Origin of the sequence: Delftia tsuruhatensis, assembly GCF_903815225.1 — a bacterium.
GTDB classification, from domain to species: domain Bacteria; phylum Pseudomonadota; class Gammaproteobacteria; order Burkholderiales; family Burkholderiaceae_C; genus Comamonas; species Comamonas tsuruhatensis_A.
The window spans coordinates 5,880,869-5,897,227 of record NZ_LR813084.1 but is presented as its reverse complement, the minus strand read 5'-3'; the positions used below and the strand labels follow the sequence as shown (position 1 = coordinate 5,897,227).

The following is a 16,359-nucleotide window of genomic DNA, read 5'->3' as shown; positions in this document are numbered from 1 at the left end:
ATGCAAACCCCGGCAGCCAGCCCCGGTGCCAGGTTCAGGCCCCCTGGAAGGAGTCAGGGCAGCAGGGTGGGCATGGATCGCGCGGGAAGGGGAAGGAAGACGCCACCCCGAAGAAAGCCCGCCCTCCATTGGAGGGCGGGCTTTCTTCGGGCATGGAGAGTGCGGTTGCGCCGTTCAGAACGGGATGTCGTCGTCCATGTCGTCGAAGCCCGAGGCCGCGCGCTGTGGTGGGGGCGCCATGGGTGCGGGGGCGGGACGTTGCGCTGGGGCCTGCCGCGGTGCTGCGGCCATGGGCGCGGGAGCCGCGCGGCGCTGCTGCTGGGGCGGGGCGTCGTAGCCGCTGTCGCCGTAGCCTTCATCGCCGTAGCCGCCGCCTTGCTGGCCGCCACCGCCGCCCTGGCGGCTGCCCAGCATCTGCATGGTGTCGGCACGGATTTCGGTGGCGTAGCGTTCCTGGCCGCTGGCCTGGTCGGTCCACTTGCGCGTGCGCAGGCTGCCTTCCACGTAGACCTGGCTGCCCTTGCGCAGGTACTGGCCGACGATCTCGGCCAGGCGGCCATTGAAGACCACGCGGTGCCACTCGGTGGCTTCCTTGTTCTCGCCCGTGTTCTTGTCGCGCCAGCGGTCGGTGGTGGCGATGGTCACGTTGGCCACCTGGTCACCGCTCGGGAAGGTGCGCATTTCGGGGTCGCGACCCAGGTTGCCGACGATGATGACCTTGTTGACGGATGCCATGTGTGAAAACCTTTAATCAGAGGGATGGCCCGGGCATAGAGGGATGGATCCCGGGCCAGACGCGCCATTGTGCCGCAAGCCGCCTTCCGTGGGCAGGGGGGCGGATATACCGGGGCGGCTGGCGGTGGGGCGGCTTGTAACCGTCTGAAAGCCCGTGGCTCAGCCGTGGCGGCCGACGGGCCGCAGGGGCCAGGTGACGGCCAGCCACACCAGGGTCAGCACCGCCGTCATGGTGAACAGCCCCGGCATGCCGGCCCATTTGGTCACGGCGCCGCCAAGCGCTCCGCCCGCGAACAGCCCCAGCGACTGCAGCGTGTTGTAGGCGCCCAGCGCCGTGCCACGCAGCGGCGCCGGCGCCATGCGCGAGACCAGGCTGGGCTGTGTGGCCTCCAGTGCGTTGAAGCCGCAGAAGAAGATGAACATCAGCAAGGCCATGCCCCACAGCGGAGGTTGCTTGCCGTCGGCAGCGAGGACGCCCAGGCCGATCTGCACGATGGTGACCAGGGCGATGGCGCCCAGCAGGGCCGCACGCAGGCGTCCGCGCCGCTCCATGGCGAACAGGCCGCCCATGGCAGCGAAGGACAGCACCACGGCCGGCAGGTAGACATGCCAGTGGGCCTGCTTGTCCAGGCCCGCCTGCACCAGCATGGCGGGCACGGCCACCCACATGGACATCTGCACGGTGTGCAGCACGAACACGCCCAGGTTCAGCCGCAGGAGGTCGCCGTGGCGCCACAGATCGGCCATGCGGCCGCGCGGCTGGTCGGCGTGGCGGGCCGGCTCGGCGGGAACCACCCACAGCACGACGGCAATGCCGGCCAGCGCCAGCGCACAGGTCAGCCCGAAGATGCCCGGCAGCCCTCCCCAGGCGGCCAGCAGGGGGCTCAGCACCAGGGCCAGCGCGAACATCAGCCCGATGCTGCCGCCGACCATGGCCATGGCCTTGGTGCGCACGCTGTCGCGTGTGAGGTCGGCCAGCAGCGCGGTCACGGCGGCCGAGACGGCGCCCGCGCCCTGCAGGCCCCGGCCCCACATCAGGCCTGGCAGCGAGTCGGCCGTGGCCGCCAGCAGGCTGCCGGCCGCAAAAACCAGCAGCCCGGCCACGATGACGCGCTTGCGCCCGAACCGGTCGGATGCCAGGCCCAGCGGCAACTGGAACACGGCCTGCGTGAGCCCGTACAGCCCCATGGCCAGGCCGATCATGGCCGGATCGTCCCCGCCAGGATACTTGCGAGCTTCCAGAGCGAACACCGGCAGCACCAGGAACAGGCCCAGCATGCGCAGCGCAAAGATCAGCGCCAGGCTGGCGCTGGAGCGGCGTTCCTGAGGGGTCATGCGGCTGGCGGCCAGGGCGGTGGCGGGCGCCGTGGCGCCTGAGACGGGAGTGGGGGAATCGAGCACGGGGTGCACTGAGGAGGCAAGCAATCCCGCCATTCTCGCCCATGGACCCTGGTTGCGGACAACCAGGGGATGCATGGCTGTCGTGTCCTGGGTGGATGAGATCGATCAGAGCGGCGCCAGGCCCGTGTGCTCCACGCCGCCGCAGGTTCTGACCTATCATGGCAGGTTCGACTTCGCAGGGGTTTTCCCGATGCCCGGTTCCCACACGATTCCCGAAGAAGGCGCGCCCCACCGGGCCGCCGGCCACAGCGTGCAGCCCGATGGCCGCTACCTCGGCCAGGCGCTGGCGCAGTCCCGCATTGCCATCCGTGGCGCGCGCACGCACAACCTCAAGAACATCGACCTGGACATCCCGCGCAACCGGCTGGTGGTGATCACGGGGTTGTCGGGCTCGGGCAAGTCCAGCCTGGCCTTCGACACCCTGTATGCCGAGGGCCAGCGCCGCTATGTGGAAAGCCTGTCGGCCTATGCGCGCCAGTTCCTGGGGCGGCTGGACAAGCCCGATGTGGACCTGATCGAGGGCCTGTCGCCCGCCATCAGCATCGAGCAGAAGGCCACCAGCCACAACCCGCGCTCCACCGTGGGCACGGTCACCGAGATCAACGACTACCTGCGCCTGCTGTACGCGCGCGCCGGCACGCCCTACTGTCCCGACCACGACCTGCCGCTGCAGTCCCAGACCATCAGCCAGATGGTGGACGCGGCCCTGGCCCTGCCCGAGGACACGCGCCTGATGGTGCTGGGCCCCCTGGCGCGCAACAGGAAGGGCGAGTTCGCCGAGCTGTTCGCCCAGATGCAGGCCCAGGGCTATGTGCGCTTTCGCATCGACGGCAGGATCCACGAGGCCCATTCCTTGCCGGTGCTGGAGAAAAACGAGCGCCACGACATCGACGTGGTCATCGACCGCCTCAAGGTGCGCCCCGATGCCCAGCAGCGCCTGGCCGAGAGTTTCGAGGCCGCCCTGCGCGCTGGAGGCGCCGAGGCCGGCGGGCGCGTGATCGCGCTGGAGATGGACAGCGGCAGGGAGCACCTGTTCAGTGCCAAATTCGCCTGCCCGCTGTGCAGCTATTCGCTGCCCGAGCTGGAGCCGCGCCTGTTCTCGTTCAACTCGCCCATGGGCGCCTGCCCGGGCTGCGACGGCCTGGGCTGCACGGAGTCCTTCGATCCGGAACGCGTCGTGGCCTTTCCCACGCTGAGTCTGGCCAGCGGCGCCGTCAAGGGCTGGGACCGGCGCAACGGCTACTACTTCTCCATGCTGGAGAGCGTGGCGCGCCACTACGGCGCCGACATCGAACGGCCCTTCGAGGAGCTGCCCGAGAAAGTGCGCCACGTGCTGCTCTGGGGCTCGGGCGAGGAGGAGATGGCCTTCAGCTACGTCTTCGACAGCGGATCGCGCAAGGGCGAGACCCTGGTCAAGCGCCACCCGTTCGAGGGCATCATCCCCAACATCACGCGGCGCTGGCGCGAGACCGAGTCCAGCGTGGTGCGAGACGATCTGGCGCGGCTGCGCAGCGTCAGCGTCTGTCCCGACTGCGGCGGCACGCGGCTGCGCCGCGAGGCGCGCTTCGTGCGCGTGGGCGAGGGCGACCAGGCCCGCGCCATCTACGAGGTGGGGCATGCCACGCTGGCCGAAGCCCATGCCTGGTGCGCGTCCCTGCAACTGTCGGGCGCCAAGGCCGAGATCGCGGGCAAGGTGGTGCGCGAGATCGCATCGCGCCTGCTGTTCCTCAACGACGTGGGCCTGAGCTACCTGAGCCTGGAGCGTGGCGCGGACACCCTGTCCGGCGGCGAGGCCCAGCGCATCCGCCTGGCCAGCCAGATCGGCAGCGGCCTGACGGGCGTGATGTATGTGCTGGACGAGCCCAGCATCGGCCTGCACCAGCGCGACAACGACAAGCTCATCGGCACGCTGCAGCACCTGCGCGACATCGGCAACAGCGTCATCGTGGTCGAGCACGACGAGGACATGATGCGCGCGGCCGACCAGATCATCGACCTGGGTCCGGGCGCAGGTGTGCATGGCGGCCGGGTCATGGCCCAGGGCAGCTACGAGGAGGTCCGCGCCAACCCCGATTCGCCCACGGGCCGCTACCTGGCGGGCACGCAGCGTATCGAGGTGCCGGCGCGGCGCACGCCCTGGCTGCCCGTGGTCGAGGTGGCGGCCGAGGAACAGGCCAGGCCCGCGGGCAAGGGCTTTCCCGCCAGCGCCGCGCGCCAGCCCGCCGCCGATGCGGCGCCGGCGCCAGCGCTGCAGGCCGTGCGCGTGGTCGGCGCGAGCGGGCACAACCTCCAGGGCGTGACGGTGGACTTCCCCGTGGGCCTGCTGACCTGCGTGACCGGCGTCTCGGGCTCGGGCAAGAGCACCCTGGTCAACGACACGCTCTACACCGAGGCTGCGCGCCAGATCCACCGCGCCGGTGGCGAGGCTGCGCCGCATGAGGACATCGTCGGCATGGGCCATTTCGACAAGGTCATCAACGTGGACCAGTCGCCCATAGGCCGCACGCCGCGCAGCAACCCCGCCACCTACACGGGCCTGTTCACGCCCATCCGCGACCTGATGGCCGAGACCAACACCGCCAAGGAGCGCGGCTACGGGCCGGGGCGCTTCTCGTTCAACGTGGCCGGCGGGCGCTGCGAGGCCTGCCAGGGCGATGGCATGGTCAAGGTGGAGATGCACTTCCTGCCTGACGTCTACGTGCCCTGCGACGTCTGCAATGGCCAGCGCTACAACCGCGAGACGCTGGAGGTGCAGTGGAAGGGGCGCAACATCTCCCAGATCCTGGAGATGACGGTGGAGGACGCGCATGCCTTCTTCAAGGACGTGCCTCCCATCGCGCGCAAGCTGCAGACGCTGCTGGACGTGGGCCTGAGCTACATCCGGCTGGGCCAAAGCGCGACCACGCTGTCGGGCGGCGAGGCGCAGCGCGTCAAGCTGGCCCAGGAGCTGTCCAAGCGCGACACGGGGCGCACGCTCTACATCCTGGACGAGCCCACGACGGGCCTGCACTTCGCCGACATCGCCCTGCTGCTCAAGGTGCTGCAGCAGCTGCGCGATGCGGGCAACACCATCGTGGTCATCGAGCACAACCTGGACGTGATCAAGACGGCCGACTGGATCATCGACATGGGCCCCGAAGGCGGCGCAGGCGGCGGCCAGGTGGTGGCCATCGGCACGCCCGAGGACGTGGCGGCCAACCCGGCCAGCCACACGGGGCGCTATCTGCGGCCCTACCTGGAGGCAGCGGCGGCTCCCGCGCAGGCCAAGCCAGGCCGCAAGAACGCAAAGTGAGGCCGGCCATGGACAGCAGCATCCGTGATTTCGTGGTGGTGGGCGCGGGCATCGCTGGCGCCTCGGTGGCCTGGCAGCTGGCGCGCGATGGCGGCGCCTCGGTGCTGGTGCTGGAGCGCGAGTCCCAGCCCGGCTACCACAGCACGGGCCGCTCGGCCGCGCTCTACGAGGAGCATTACGGCCCGCTCCAGGTGCAGGCACTGACGCGCGCCAGCCGCGCCTTCTACGAGCAGCCGCCGCAGGGCTTTGTGCAGGCGCCCATCCTGGCGCCGCGCGGCGTGCTCTATGTGGGCACGGCCGCGCAGAAGGACCTGCTCGATGCCGCCCATGCCGAGGCGCTCCTGCACTCGCCCCATGCGCGGCGCCTGGGGGCCGATGAACTCAAGGCCCTGGTGCCCTGCCTGAACACCACGCTGCTGGTCGATGGCTTTGCGGACGACGGCGCGCGCGACATCGACGTGCATGGCCTGCACCAGGGCTTCCTGCGCGGCCTGCGGCAGTGCGGCGGCGAGCTGCGCTGCAGCGCCGAGGTCCGTGCGCTGGCGCATGCCGCAGGTGTCTGGACCGTGGACCTGGCCGATGGCAGCCAGGTGCGTGCGCGCTGCGTGGTCAACGCGGCCGGCGCCTGGGCCGATGCGCTGGGTGCGCTGGCGGGCGCAGCGCCCATCGGCCTGGTGCCCAAGCGGCGCAGTGCCTTCACCTTTGCCGTGCCCGAAGGCATGGATGCCGCACGCTGGCCCGCCGTGATCAGCGCCGACGAGGGCTTCTACTTCAAGCCCGATGCAGGCCAGCTGCTGGGCTCGCCCGCCAATGCCGACCCCGTGGCGCCGCAGGACGTGGTACCCGAGGAACTGGACGTGGCCACGGGCATCTGGCGCATCGAGGAAGTGACCACGCTGCAGATCCGCCGCCCCTCGCACACCTGGGCCGGGCTGCGCAGCTTTGTGGCCGACGGCGAGATGGCCGTGGGCTGGGATGCCTCGCCTGCGCCGCTGCCGGGTTTTTTCTGGGTGGCCGCCCAGGGCGGCTACGGCATACAGAGCGCCTTCGGCTACAGCCTGCTGGCGCGCAACCTGCTGCGCGGCGAGCCGCTGGATGTGCGCCTGGCCGCGCAGGGCGTGCAGCCCGAACGGCTGTCGCCCGCGCGCTGCCAGCGCCCCTGACGCTCAGAGCGGCGAGCGCCGCGCGAAGCGCACCACGGTCACGCCCGCACGCGCCTGGCGCACCGAGGGCATGACCAGCACGCAGTCGCCATAGGGCGTGATCACCGGCTCGCCATCGTTGTCGCCGATCACCGTGCCGGCCTTCTCGAAGCGCTCCAGCCCCGTGAACGGCGCCGTGAAGCGAAAGCCGCTGCTCTTGGCCACTACGGGCGCCGTGACTTCCAGCGCCCACTGGGCCGGTGCGTCGGCCTGCTTCCAGCCGGGCAGGGCGGCGTGCAGCGCGCTGTTGTCGAAGATGGCGGCCACTTCGAGGAAACGCAGGCACTGGTCGTGCGCCACGTCGCGGCTGGCCAGATCGCCATGGAAGCCGCATTCGATCAGCAGCGAGCGCGAGTCGCCGGCCTCGGCGTCGGGCAGGCCGAAGCGCCCATAGTCGCGCAGCCGCGTGCCGTCCTTGTGGCCGGCATCCACGACGATGGTCGCCGGCGCGCCCATCTGGCGTGCCAGATCGCGGTTACGCGGCTGCATGCCGGTCAGCAGCAGCGGGGCCGAGGGCTCGTGCATGGAATGCAGATCCAGCAGCCAGTCGGCCTGCTGCACGAAGGGGCGCAGCGCGGCGGCGCGGCGGCGTTCGCGGGTGCCGCCCTCGTCGATGCGTGCGTCTATCCACTGGCGGTTCATGTCCTCGTCCACGAAGCGCGAGGCATCGTGGTGGGCCGCGTCGAAGCGGTCGAAGGCATCGAGGTTGGCCAGCACCAGGGTCAGGCGGCCGTTGTCCAGCGCCAGGCCGTTGTGCAGTGCCTCAAGCAGACCAGACACGGCCCAGGCGCCGCAGATCTCGTTGCCGTGCACCAGCGCGGAAATCATCACGTGGCGGCCCGGGCGTCCCGAGTCGAATTGCCACACGCCCTCGGTACCGGTATTGCCCGCGCGCCAGGCGCTCAGGTCGGGCAGGGGAAGGTCAAATCGCAAAGCGTCCATGGCTGACTCAGTTCTCGATGTGGGCAAATTGGACGATCTTGGTGTACTTGGCGATCTCGGCGTTGATGTACTTGCCGGCATCGGTCTTGGGATCGGCCACGACCGAGCCCGACTCTTCCATCTTCTTGCGGAACTCGGGCGAGGCCATGGTCTCGTCCAGCGCCTTCTTGACCTTGGCGGCCACGGGTGCGGGCAGGCCCTTGGGCGCCATCAGCGCGAACCAGACGTTGATGTCCACGTTCTTGTACTGGGGCAGCTCGGACAGGGCCGGGATGTCGGGCGTGATGGCCGAGCGCTTGGCCTCCGTCGTGCCCAGGGCGATGACCTTGCCCGCGCGGATCTGGGGCAGGCCCGAGGACAGCACGAACATACCGAACTCGATGTTGTTGCCCACCAGGTCCGTGGTCAGGGGCGCCACGCCCCGGTAGGGGATGTGGGTCATGTGCAGCTTGCCCTGCTCCTTGATCATTTCACCGGCCAGGTGCAGTGCCGTGCCCACGCCCGAGCTGCCGTAGCTGAACTTGCCCGGGTTCTTGGCCACCAGGGCGCTGAACTCGGCGGCGGTCTTGACGCCGGCCTTCTGCGAGGCCACCAGCACCATGGGCTGGGAGCCGATCATGCCGATGGGCGTGAAGTCGCCGATGGAGTACTTGATGCTCTTGTTGATCAGCCGTGCAATGGCCAGCTCGTTGTTGGCGCCCACGAACAGGGTGTAGCCGTCAGGCATGGCCTTGACGGCCTTTTGCGCGCCGATGGCGCCACCCGCGCCGCCCAGGTTCTCCACCACCACGGGCTGGCCCAGGCGCGAGGCCAGGCCATCGGCCACGAAGCGGCCCACCAGGTCGGTGCTGCCGCCAGCGGGGTAGCCCACGATCATGGTGATGGCACGGTTGGGGTAGCTGGCGGCGTCGTCGGCGAGGGCGCTGCCGGTGGCGGCGATCAGCAGGCCGCAGGCCAGGGCGGTGCGGCGCAGGAGGGAGTTGCTGGGCATGGGGTTATTCCTGAAATGTATGAGATTGATTGTGCGAAGGACTACCCAGGCATTTGGTGCTGATTCGGCACGAGGCAGAGCCATTGCGGCACCAAAACCCGCTTGTTCCACAGCGCGGTGCGGGTTTGCACCAGGAGGGCGCATGCATGCACCCGTCAGGCGCCCGTGATGTCGCTCCAGAACTGCTCGGCCGCGGGGCCCAGGTGGCGCTTGGGACGGTACAGGCGCACGTCGAAGTGCACTTCCAGGCCCGGGTCGCCGGCCACGGCCAGGCGGCCGGCCTGGCAGTCGCCGCGCACCATGGACCACGGCATCCAGGCCACGCCCAGGCCGCGCAGCACATATTCGTAGTGGGCGTCGGCCGAGTCGCAGTCCACGCAGCGGCGCAGGCGCGGCGCCAGCGGATGCCGCGCCAGGTGGTCTTCCACCAGCCGGCCCAGGGCCATGCTGTGCGAGAAGGCCAGGTAGGGCACGGGAGCGACGGGCTGGTGGCTGGACGACAGCTCGTACAGCGGGCGGCCCTGGGCATCGGCGCGGGCCACGGGCACCAGCTTGTCCTGCATCACCGTCAGGTAGCTGAACTGGCGGCCATCCAGGCGCACGCCAATGGCGGCGTGGTGGTAGACCAGCGTGAAGCTGACTTCGCCGCGCTGCAGCATGGCCACGGTCTCGTCCAGCGTGCGCGTGACCACGCGCAGCTCGGCCGTCTGCAGCACGCTGCCGTGGCGTGTCAGCCAGTCGGCCACGATGGTGCGCGCCAGCGTGCGCCCCGTGGCGAGGGTGATGACGCGGGCCTGGCGCCCGGCCACGGCCTGCAGTTCATCGTGCGACTGGGCGAGCGTGCGCACCAGTTGCTCGGCCGTGTCGCGGAAGGCTTCGCCGGCCGGGGTCAGCCGCACGGGGCCGCCGCCGGGCTCCACCAGCGGCGTGCCGGCCCAGGCCTCCAGCGCGCGGATGCGACGCCCGAAGGCCGGATGGGTGACATGGCGCAGCTCGGCCGCGCGCGTGAAGCTGCGCTCCTGGGCCAGCAGCAGGAAGTCTTCCAGCCATTTGCCTTGCATGGCCGGGCTTGCCTGCCGTCTCAGGCGGCGGCTGCGTCTTGCAGCGTCTGGCGCGTGGCCTGGGCGGCGGTGCGGGCGGCGGCAGCGAAGTCCTCGCCCTGTGACGCATAGAGCACCGCGCGCGAGGAATTGATGACGATGGGGCCGCCGCCGATGCGCGCCGCCTTGACCGTGGCCACGGCGTCGCCACCCTGGGCGCCCACCCCGGGAATCAGCAGCGGCAGCGAGGGCGCGAATTCACGCACGCGCTCGATCTCCTGCGGGCGCGTGGCGCCCACCACCAGGCCGAGCTGGCCGTTGGTGTTCCAGGGGCCTTGCGCCAGGCGCGCCACATGCTCGAACAGGTGGGGCTGGCCCGGCAGGTCGGCCAGGCGCTGGGCCTGCAGGTCGTCGCCGCCGGGGTTGGAGGTGCGGCACAGCAGGAAGGCGCCCTTGCCCTCGTACTGCAGGTAGGGCGTGATGGAGTCGAAGCCCATGAAGGGCGACAGGGTCACGGCGTCGGCGCCGTAGCGCTCGAAGGCTTCCTTGGCGTATTGCTCGGCGGTGGAGCCGATGTCGCCGCGCTTGGCGTCCAGGATGATGGGCACATGGGGCGCGACGGCGCGCATGTGGGCCATGAGCTTTTCCAGCTGGTCCTCGGCGCGGTGGGCCGCGAAGTAGGCGATCTGGGGCTTGAAGGAGTTCACCAGGTCGGCCGTGGCCTCGACGATGGCGGCGCAGAAATCATAGATTTTGCTTGCATCGCCGCGCATGGCCGCAGGAAAGCGGCTGGGTTCGGGGTCCAGGCCCACGCACAGCATGGATTGGTTCTGGGCGGTGGCATTGCGCAGCATGTCGAGAAAGGTCATGGGGCGCGATTTTAGCGATCGGCCCTTCCCGGGGCCTGTCGCCGGGCATCCAGCGGGCCTGGCGGCCCGGAGGCACAATCGGCGGCCTATGCCTGCCTTCACCGCCCGACAAATCCTTTTGCTGATCGCGCTGACCCTGATCTGGGGCATCAACTGGCCGGTGATGAAGCTGGGCGTGCAGCATTTCCCGCCGCTGAGTTTCCGCATGGCCTCGATGTGGGTGGGCCTGCCCATCCTGGCGGCCTTCGTGGTCTGGCGCCGCCTGCCGCTGTCCGTGCCGCGCGCCTATTGGCCCCGGCTGGCGCAGCTGACGCTGTTCAACATGGTGCTGTGGAACAGCCTGATCATCATTGCCATTCCCATGCTGTCCAGCGGGCGGGCGGCCATCCTGGGCTACACCATGCCCATCTTCTCGGCCGTGCTGGGCAGCCTGTTCTTTCATGACCGGCTGGCGCCGCGCGCCTGGGCTGGTGTGGCGGCGGCCTTGGCGGGCGTGCTCCTGCTGCTGTGGCACGAGGTCGGCGCCCTGGGCAGCCGCCCCATCGGCGTGGGCCTGATGCTGGCCGCCGCGCTGAGCTGGGCCTTCGGCACCCAGAAGCTGCGCCGCGCCGAGGTGCCCGTGCCCCTGCTGACGATGACGCTGTGGATGGTGGCGCTGACCGCGCTGACGCTCACGGTGCTGGCCTGCGTCTTCGAGCGCCACCTGTGGCAATGGCCCGATGCGCAGGCCACGGGCGCCATCGTCTTCAACGGTGTGCTGGTGCTGGGCTTTGGCCAGACGGTCTGGTTCTTCCTGGCGCGCAGCCTGCCCCCCGTGGCGTCCACGCTGAGCGTGATGATGATCCCCGTGCTGGGCGTGTTCAGCGGCGCCTGGTGGCTGGGCGAGGTGCTGCACTGGCAGGACTGGACGGCCGTGGCGCTGATGGTGGTGGCCATCGCCTCGGTGCTGTGGCCGGCGCGCGGCCGCTGAGGGGAATCAGGCGAAGGTCAGGGGAAGAAGACGCAGCCTGACTGCGAACACGGGCGCAGGCAGGCTGCAGGGCCTCAGCGTTGCGCCGTGGCCGGAGCGCCCAGCAGGCGCTGGATGTCGATGTTGTTGGGCAGCGCGTAGTCGTGGCTGCGCACGATGCGGCTGTCGTCGGTGCGAACCAGCTTCAGGCTCACATAGGTGTACTTGGCAGCCGCCGAGTATGTGCCCACCAGGACCAGGGCCGCATTGTGGTTGCGGGCGATGTCCTTGATCTCGCGCGACAGCAGCAGTTCGCCCGTGCCTTCCTTGACGTACACATCGCCGCGCAGCTTCAGTTCCTTGACGTTGTAGCCCTTGGCGGACAGCTGGGAGGCGTACAGCTCGCTGAGCGTGCGGCCCAGGGGAGCCGAGCGCGTCAGGTCGTTGACGTTGACCACGGTGGCCACGAGCACGGGCGCCTCGCCCAGTTCCTCGGTGTTCAGCCCCCTGACCAGCTCGTCCACGGCCGCGCGGCTGCTGGCGATGAAGGGGTTGGCTGCGGCCGACTGGTAGGTGGGCTCGCCGCGGCGTGCGGCCGACGATTCGGGCGTGGGCGCGGGAGCGGGCACGGCGCAGGCGGACAGCAGGGCCGCCGCAGCCAGCGCGGCCGGCAGGAGAGGCGTGCGCAGCGTCATTGGCCCACCACCTTCAGGTTCTTGGCGGGGAATTCGGGGCGCTCGTCCTCGGCCGTGAACAGCACGGCGTCGCTCTTTTCAAGGTAGTAGACGTCGGTCTTGCGCGCCAGGTACTGGTTGTTGCGCACCACCGTCGTCGTCAGCACGAGTTCGGGGTTGGGCAGGCGCTTGCCGTGGCGCACGACCTGGGCGCCGTAGCTGACCTGCAGCTGGGCCTGGGCCGGCTGCTGCATGACGGTCACGCCGCTTTGCACGAGCTTGGTGATGATCAGCTCACGAAAGCCCTTGTCGAACTGGCTGGGCTCGGCCGGCAGGGCCACATGGACCGGCGTGGTGCGCTCGATGCCGGTCTTTTGCAGTGTTTCCAGCGTCTTGGCGACGACATCGTTGGCCACGGAGTCCCAGTGGCCGGCAGCGCCGATCTTGGGCTGGGCCGTGGCTTCGAAGTAGCTGGTCATCGGTGCATTGACGCAGCCCGCCAGGGCCAGGCAGAGGCCCGCCAGGGCCAGGCCGCCGGCGGATTTGAACGATCGCATGGATTTCTCCTCGGTGCGGGGGCGCGCTGCGGCGGATTGCTGCAGCTGCGCAAAGTGTCGATTGTGGCTTCGCCGCGAGGCACTGACAAGAAAGTGCCCCGTATCCGGATGTTGCCGTGCTCAGCCGTTGGCGCGCTTTTGCAGGATCTCGAAGGCCGGCAGGGTCTTGCCTTCCAGCACTTCCAGGAAGGCACCGCCGCCCGTGGAGATGTAGCCCACCTTGTCCTCGATGCCGTACTTGGCGATGGCGGCCAGGGTGTCGCCGCCACCGGCGATGCTGAAGGCCTCGGACTCGGCAATCGCCTGGGCCACGACCTTGGTGCCGTTGGCGAACTGGTCGAACTCGAACACGCCCACGGGACCGTTCCAGACGATGGTGCCGGCCTTCTTGAGCTGTTCGGCCAGACGGGCCGCGGTCTCGGGGCCGATGTCCAGGATCAGGTCGTCGTCAGCGACTTCGGTGGCCTTCTTGACGGTGGCGGGCGCATCGGCCGCAAAGGTCTTGGAGACCACCACGTCGGTGGGAATCGGCACCTCGGCGCCGCGTGCGGCCATGGCGTCGATCACGGCACGGGCCTCGCCGACCAGATCGGCCTCGGCCAGGCTCTTGCCGATGTTCAGGCCGGCGGCCAGCATGAAGGTGTTGGCGATGCCGCCGCCCACGATGAGCTGGTCCACGTTCTTCGCCAGCGACTGCAGGATGGTCAGCTTGGTCGATACCTTGGAGCCGGCCACGATGGCGGCCAGCGGGCGGCGCGGGTTGGCCAGGGCCTGGGTGATGGCGTCGATCTCGGCCGAGAGCAGGGGACCCGCGCAGGCAATGGGTGCGAACTGGGCGATGCCGTAGGTGGTGCCTTCGGCGCGGTGTGCGGTGCCGAAGGCGTCGTGCACGAAGATGTCGCACAGCGCGGCCAGCTTGCGGGCCAGTTCTTCCTTGTTCTTCTTCTCGCCGACGTTGACGCGGCAGTTCTCCAGCAGCACGACCTGGCCGGGCGTGACCTGCACGCCATCCACCCAGTTGGCGACCAGGGGTACTTCACGGCCCAGCAGCTCGCCCAGGCAGCGCGCGACGGGGGCCAGCGAGTCCTCGGGCTTGAACTCGCCTTCGGTGGGGCGGCCCAGGTGGCTGGTGACCATCACGGCGGCGCCGGCCTTCAGGGCCATCTCGATGGCGGGCACGGAGGCGCGCACGCGCGTGTCCTCGGTGATCTCGCCGGCATCGTTCAGGGGCACGTTGAGGTCGGCGCGGATGAAGACGCGCTGGCCCTGGGCCTTGCCCTGGGCGCACAGATCGGAGAAACGGAGAATGTTCATGACGGCGGCGTTGCGATCGGTGGCGATCGCCATGGAATTGAAACGAAAAAGAGGTAAAGCGCGGCCATTGTAGGCGGCGTGCCCACCCTGGCAGCGGGCGTGCGCACCGGCGATCCGGGGCATCAGGAGCGCCTGTAATCCGGTTTCAGCCGGGCGGCGGGGCGCTCTCGGCCGCGCTGTGCCGCGCTGTGCCTACCAGCCCAGGCCGATATGCAGTGGCAGATAGACCGCCATGCCGAGCGCGATCGTGCCCATGATGCTGCGCTTGTAAAAAAAATACATGACCGCGCAAGCCAGGGCCGGCAGGCGCGCATCGACCACGGTGGCGATCAGCCTGCCGTTGGTCATCACGATCTCGGGCGCGATCACGGCCGCCAGGGCCGCCAGCGGCGCGTACTTGAGGCCACGCTTGAGCCATTGCGGCAAGGGCACTTCGCGCTCGGGAATCAGGAAGAAGGCGCGTGTGAACAGCGTGATGGCCGCCAGGCCCACGCAGGCCAGCCAGGGCCACAGCCAGGACAGATCCATCAGAGCGTCTCCTTTTCCTTGGTTTCCACGGGCCGTGCGTCTTCGTCCAGCGGCAGCCGGGCATGGCGCTCGCCGCGGGCTGTATCGGGCGGGAGAATCACCGGGCCCGGCTCCCCTTTTTCAGGCGCCTGCCGTGCGCGCAGCCGCTGCTGCAGCGTTTCCGCCAGCAGGCCTGCGGCCACGGCCGCCGCGATGGCCACGAGGATATTGAGCTTGAGCGGCAGCGCAAAGGCCGCCACGGCCGCGCTGGCCGCAACCGCGCCTGCCACCCAGGTGGCACGGTCGTTGAGCATGGACAGCAGCACGCCCATGAGGGCCAGCACGCCGGCAAAGCCCAGGCCCCAGGACAGCGGCACCTGGTCGGCCAGCAGGATGCCCAGCGTGGACGGGATCTGCCAGGCCAGCCAGTTGGTCGAGGCGGCACCCCAGAAATAGGGCAGCTGCTCGGGCTGGGGTCGGGCATCGGGGTAGCGCTTCATGAAGCCCACGAAGATCACGTCGCCGCTGAAATAGGCGATGGCCAGGCGGTGGCGCAGGCGCAGGTGGGCAAAGTAGCTGCGCCACATGCTGCTGAGGATGACGAAGCGCAGGTTCACGCAGATGGCCGTGAACCAGACCACCCACATGGGCGCGCCCACGGCCATCAGCGGCAGCACGGCCAGCTGGGCACTGCCTGCATAGACCAGCAGGCCCATGAACAGCGCCAGGGGCAGGGACATGCCGCTCTTGATCATGGCCACGCCCGTGACCAGGCCCCAGGCGCCTATGCCCAGCGCCGTGCCCGACATGTCGCGCACGCCGGTCATGAAGGCGGGATCGCGCGCAATGCCGCGTGCGCGCTCCACCAGGGGCTGCAGGTTCATGGCGTGCCGCCGTCGGCAGCGCCTTCCAGGACGGCTCCTTCAGGCAGATCGAAACCGCGCAGGAAATCGCCCGCCGCCAGCCGCTTGCCGCCTGCGCGCTGCAGCAGCGTCATGCACAGCACGCCATTGCCGCAGGCCACGCGCACGCCGTCGGCGCCTGCGGACAGCACGGTGCCGGGGGCTGCCGTCGCTGCGGCGACGGCGGGATCGGCGTGAGCCTCCCAGACCTTGATGGCTTCAGTACCGTACTGCGTGGCGCCGCCCGGGAAGGGGTTGAAGGCGCGCAGGCGCCGGGCAATGGCCTCGGCATCCTGGCGCCAGTCGATCTGGCTTTCGGCCTTTTCGATCTTGTGCGCGTAGTTCACGCCTTCGGCGGGCTGGGGCGTGCGCGGCAGGCCGCCGCAGGCGCTCATCTCCAGCGCCTCGACGATGAGACGCCCGCCCAGGTCGGCCAGCTTGTCGTGCAGGCTGGCCGTGGTGTCGTCGGCGGTAATGGGCAGGCGCTCGACCAGGCACATGTCGCCCGTGTCCAGGCCCGCATCCATCTGCATGATGGTGACGCCGGTCTCGGCATCGCCGGCCTCGATGGCGCGGTGGATGGGGGCGGCGCCGCGCCAGCGTGGCAGCAGGCTGGCGTGGATGTTCAGGCAGCCGCGCGGGGGCGCATCGAGCACCCACTGGGGCAGGATCAGTCCGTAGGCGGCCACGACCATGACATCGGCCCTGGCCGCTTCGATGGCGGCGCGGGCGGCGGCGGCCTCTTCCGGGTATTTGCCGTCCAGGCGCAGGCTGCGCGGCTGGGCCACGACAATGCCATGCTCCAGCGCGCACTGCTTGACGGGCGAGGCCTGCAGCTTCATGCCGCGCCCGGCGGGACGGTCGGGCTGGGTCAGCACCAGGGGGACGGTGAAGCCCGCGGCGAGCAGGCGTTCAAGGGCAACGCGCGCGAACTCGGGCGTACCGGCAAAAATGACTCTCATGCAATCCAGTAGGGACAGTGGG

The 16,359-nt window shown here is 69.6% G+C and carries 15 protein-coding genes; 3 read left to right on the top strand and 12 right to left on the bottom strand.

The features are described from left to right. Positions 1-174 precede the first annotated feature (174 nt). Positions 175-735, bottom strand: coding sequence for a single-stranded DNA-binding protein (gene ssb / locus L1Z78_RS26850; RefSeq protein ID WP_234639369.1), 561 nt, complete (start codon positions 733-735; stop codon positions 175-177). 159 nt (positions 736-894) lie between these two features. Beyond that, entirely contained in the window at positions 895-2,070 is a 1,176-nt protein-coding gene (locus tag L1Z78_RS26845; RefSeq protein WP_234642273.1) for an MFS transporter, read from the bottom strand. Positions 2,071-2,326: 256 nt separating this feature from the next. On the opposite strand from L1Z78_RS26845, the gene uvrA reads away from it, so the two are divergent. Both uvrA and L1Z78_RS26835 read left to right on the top strand, forming a co-directional pair. After that, positions 2,327-5,428 carry an excinuclease ABC subunit UvrA gene (uvrA, locus tag L1Z78_RS26840; RefSeq protein ID WP_234639368.1) on the top strand — a complete coding sequence of 1,034 codons (3,102 nt, stop codon included), beginning with the start codon at positions 2,327-2,329 and terminating at the stop codon, positions 5,426-5,428. Positions 5,429-5,436: 8 nt separating this feature from the next. Further along, positions 5,437-6,591 carry an NAD(P)/FAD-dependent oxidoreductase gene (locus L1Z78_RS26835; protein ID WP_234639367.1) on the top strand — a complete coding sequence of 385 codons (1,155 nt, stop codon included), beginning with the start codon at positions 5,437-5,439 and terminating at the stop codon, positions 6,589-6,591. 3 nt (positions 6,592-6,594) lie between these two features. Here the strand turns inward: L1Z78_RS26835 and L1Z78_RS26830 are convergent, their stop codons facing one another. From L1Z78_RS26830 to pyrF, 4 genes are all read right to left on the bottom strand, one after another. Continuing rightward, complete coding sequence (locus tag L1Z78_RS26830) at positions 6,595-7,572, bottom strand: succinylglutamate desuccinylase/aspartoacylase domain-containing protein (protein WP_234639366.1); 978 nt, start codon at positions 7,570-7,572, stop codon at positions 6,595-6,597. A 7-nt stretch (positions 7,573-7,579) separates the two neighbouring features. Continuing rightward, a complete protein-coding gene (locus tag L1Z78_RS26825) occupies positions 7,580-8,563 on the bottom strand; it encodes a Bug family tripartite tricarboxylate transporter substrate binding protein (protein WP_234639365.1) in 984 nt (327 codons plus the stop codon). Between the two features lie 155 nt (positions 8,564-8,718). Continuing rightward, the gene (locus tag L1Z78_RS26820) at positions 8,719-9,624 is read right to left on the bottom strand and encodes a LysR family transcriptional regulator (RefSeq protein WP_234639364.1); all 906 of its coding nucleotides are present in this window, start codon (positions 9,622-9,624) and stop codon (positions 8,719-8,721) included. Between the two features lie 20 nt (positions 9,625-9,644). Further along, complete coding sequence (gene pyrF, locus L1Z78_RS26815; RefSeq protein ID WP_234639363.1) at positions 9,645-10,472, bottom strand: orotidine-5'-phosphate decarboxylase; 828 nt, start codon at positions 10,470-10,472, stop codon at positions 9,645-9,647. Between the two features lie 88 nt (positions 10,473-10,560). Here pyrF and L1Z78_RS26810 point away from each other — a divergent pair, with 88 nt between their 5' ends. Further along, complete coding sequence (locus L1Z78_RS26810; protein ID WP_234639362.1) at positions 10,561-11,442, top strand: DMT family transporter; 882 nt, start codon at positions 10,561-10,563, stop codon at positions 11,440-11,442. Between the two features lie 74 nt (positions 11,443-11,516). On the opposite strand, the gene L1Z78_RS26805 is transcribed toward L1Z78_RS26810, so the two are convergent. The 6 genes from L1Z78_RS26805 to fmt all read right to left on the bottom strand — a co-directional run bounded on the left by L1Z78_RS26805 (position 11,517) and on the right by fmt (position 16,337). Then, complete coding sequence (locus L1Z78_RS26805) at positions 11,517-12,116, bottom strand: FlgO family outer membrane protein (RefSeq protein WP_234639361.1); 600 nt, start codon at positions 12,114-12,116, stop codon at positions 11,517-11,519. Beyond that, entirely contained in the window at positions 12,113-12,652 is a 540-nt protein-coding gene (locus L1Z78_RS26800) for a hypothetical protein (protein ID WP_012202759.1), read from the bottom strand. Before L1Z78_RS26800 ends, L1Z78_RS26805 begins: the two co-directional genes overlap by 4 nt. A 120-nt stretch (positions 12,653-12,772) precedes the next feature. After that, the gene (locus L1Z78_RS26795; RefSeq protein WP_234642272.1) at positions 12,773-13,966 is read right to left on the bottom strand and encodes a phosphoglycerate kinase; all 1,194 of its coding nucleotides are present in this window, start codon (positions 13,964-13,966) and stop codon (positions 12,773-12,775) included. A gap of 192 nt (positions 13,967-14,158) precedes the next feature. Beyond that, positions 14,159-14,494 carry an AzlD domain-containing protein gene (locus L1Z78_RS26790; RefSeq protein ID WP_234639360.1) on the bottom strand — a complete coding sequence of 112 codons (336 nt, stop codon included), beginning with the start codon at positions 14,492-14,494 and terminating at the stop codon, positions 14,159-14,161. Then, a complete protein-coding gene (locus L1Z78_RS26785; protein WP_234639359.1) occupies positions 14,494-15,357 on the bottom strand; it encodes an AzlC family ABC transporter permease in 864 nt (287 codons plus the stop codon). The genes L1Z78_RS26790 and L1Z78_RS26785 overlap by 1 nt, the downstream gene beginning before the upstream one ends. Further along, positions 15,354-16,337 (bottom strand): methionyl-tRNA formyltransferase, encoded by a 984-nt coding sequence (gene fmt, locus L1Z78_RS26780; RefSeq protein WP_234639358.1) that lies wholly within the window; start codon positions 16,335-16,337, stop codon positions 15,354-15,356. Before fmt ends, L1Z78_RS26785 begins: the two co-directional genes overlap by 4 nt. Between the last annotated feature and the right edge of the window lie 22 nt (positions 16,338-16,359).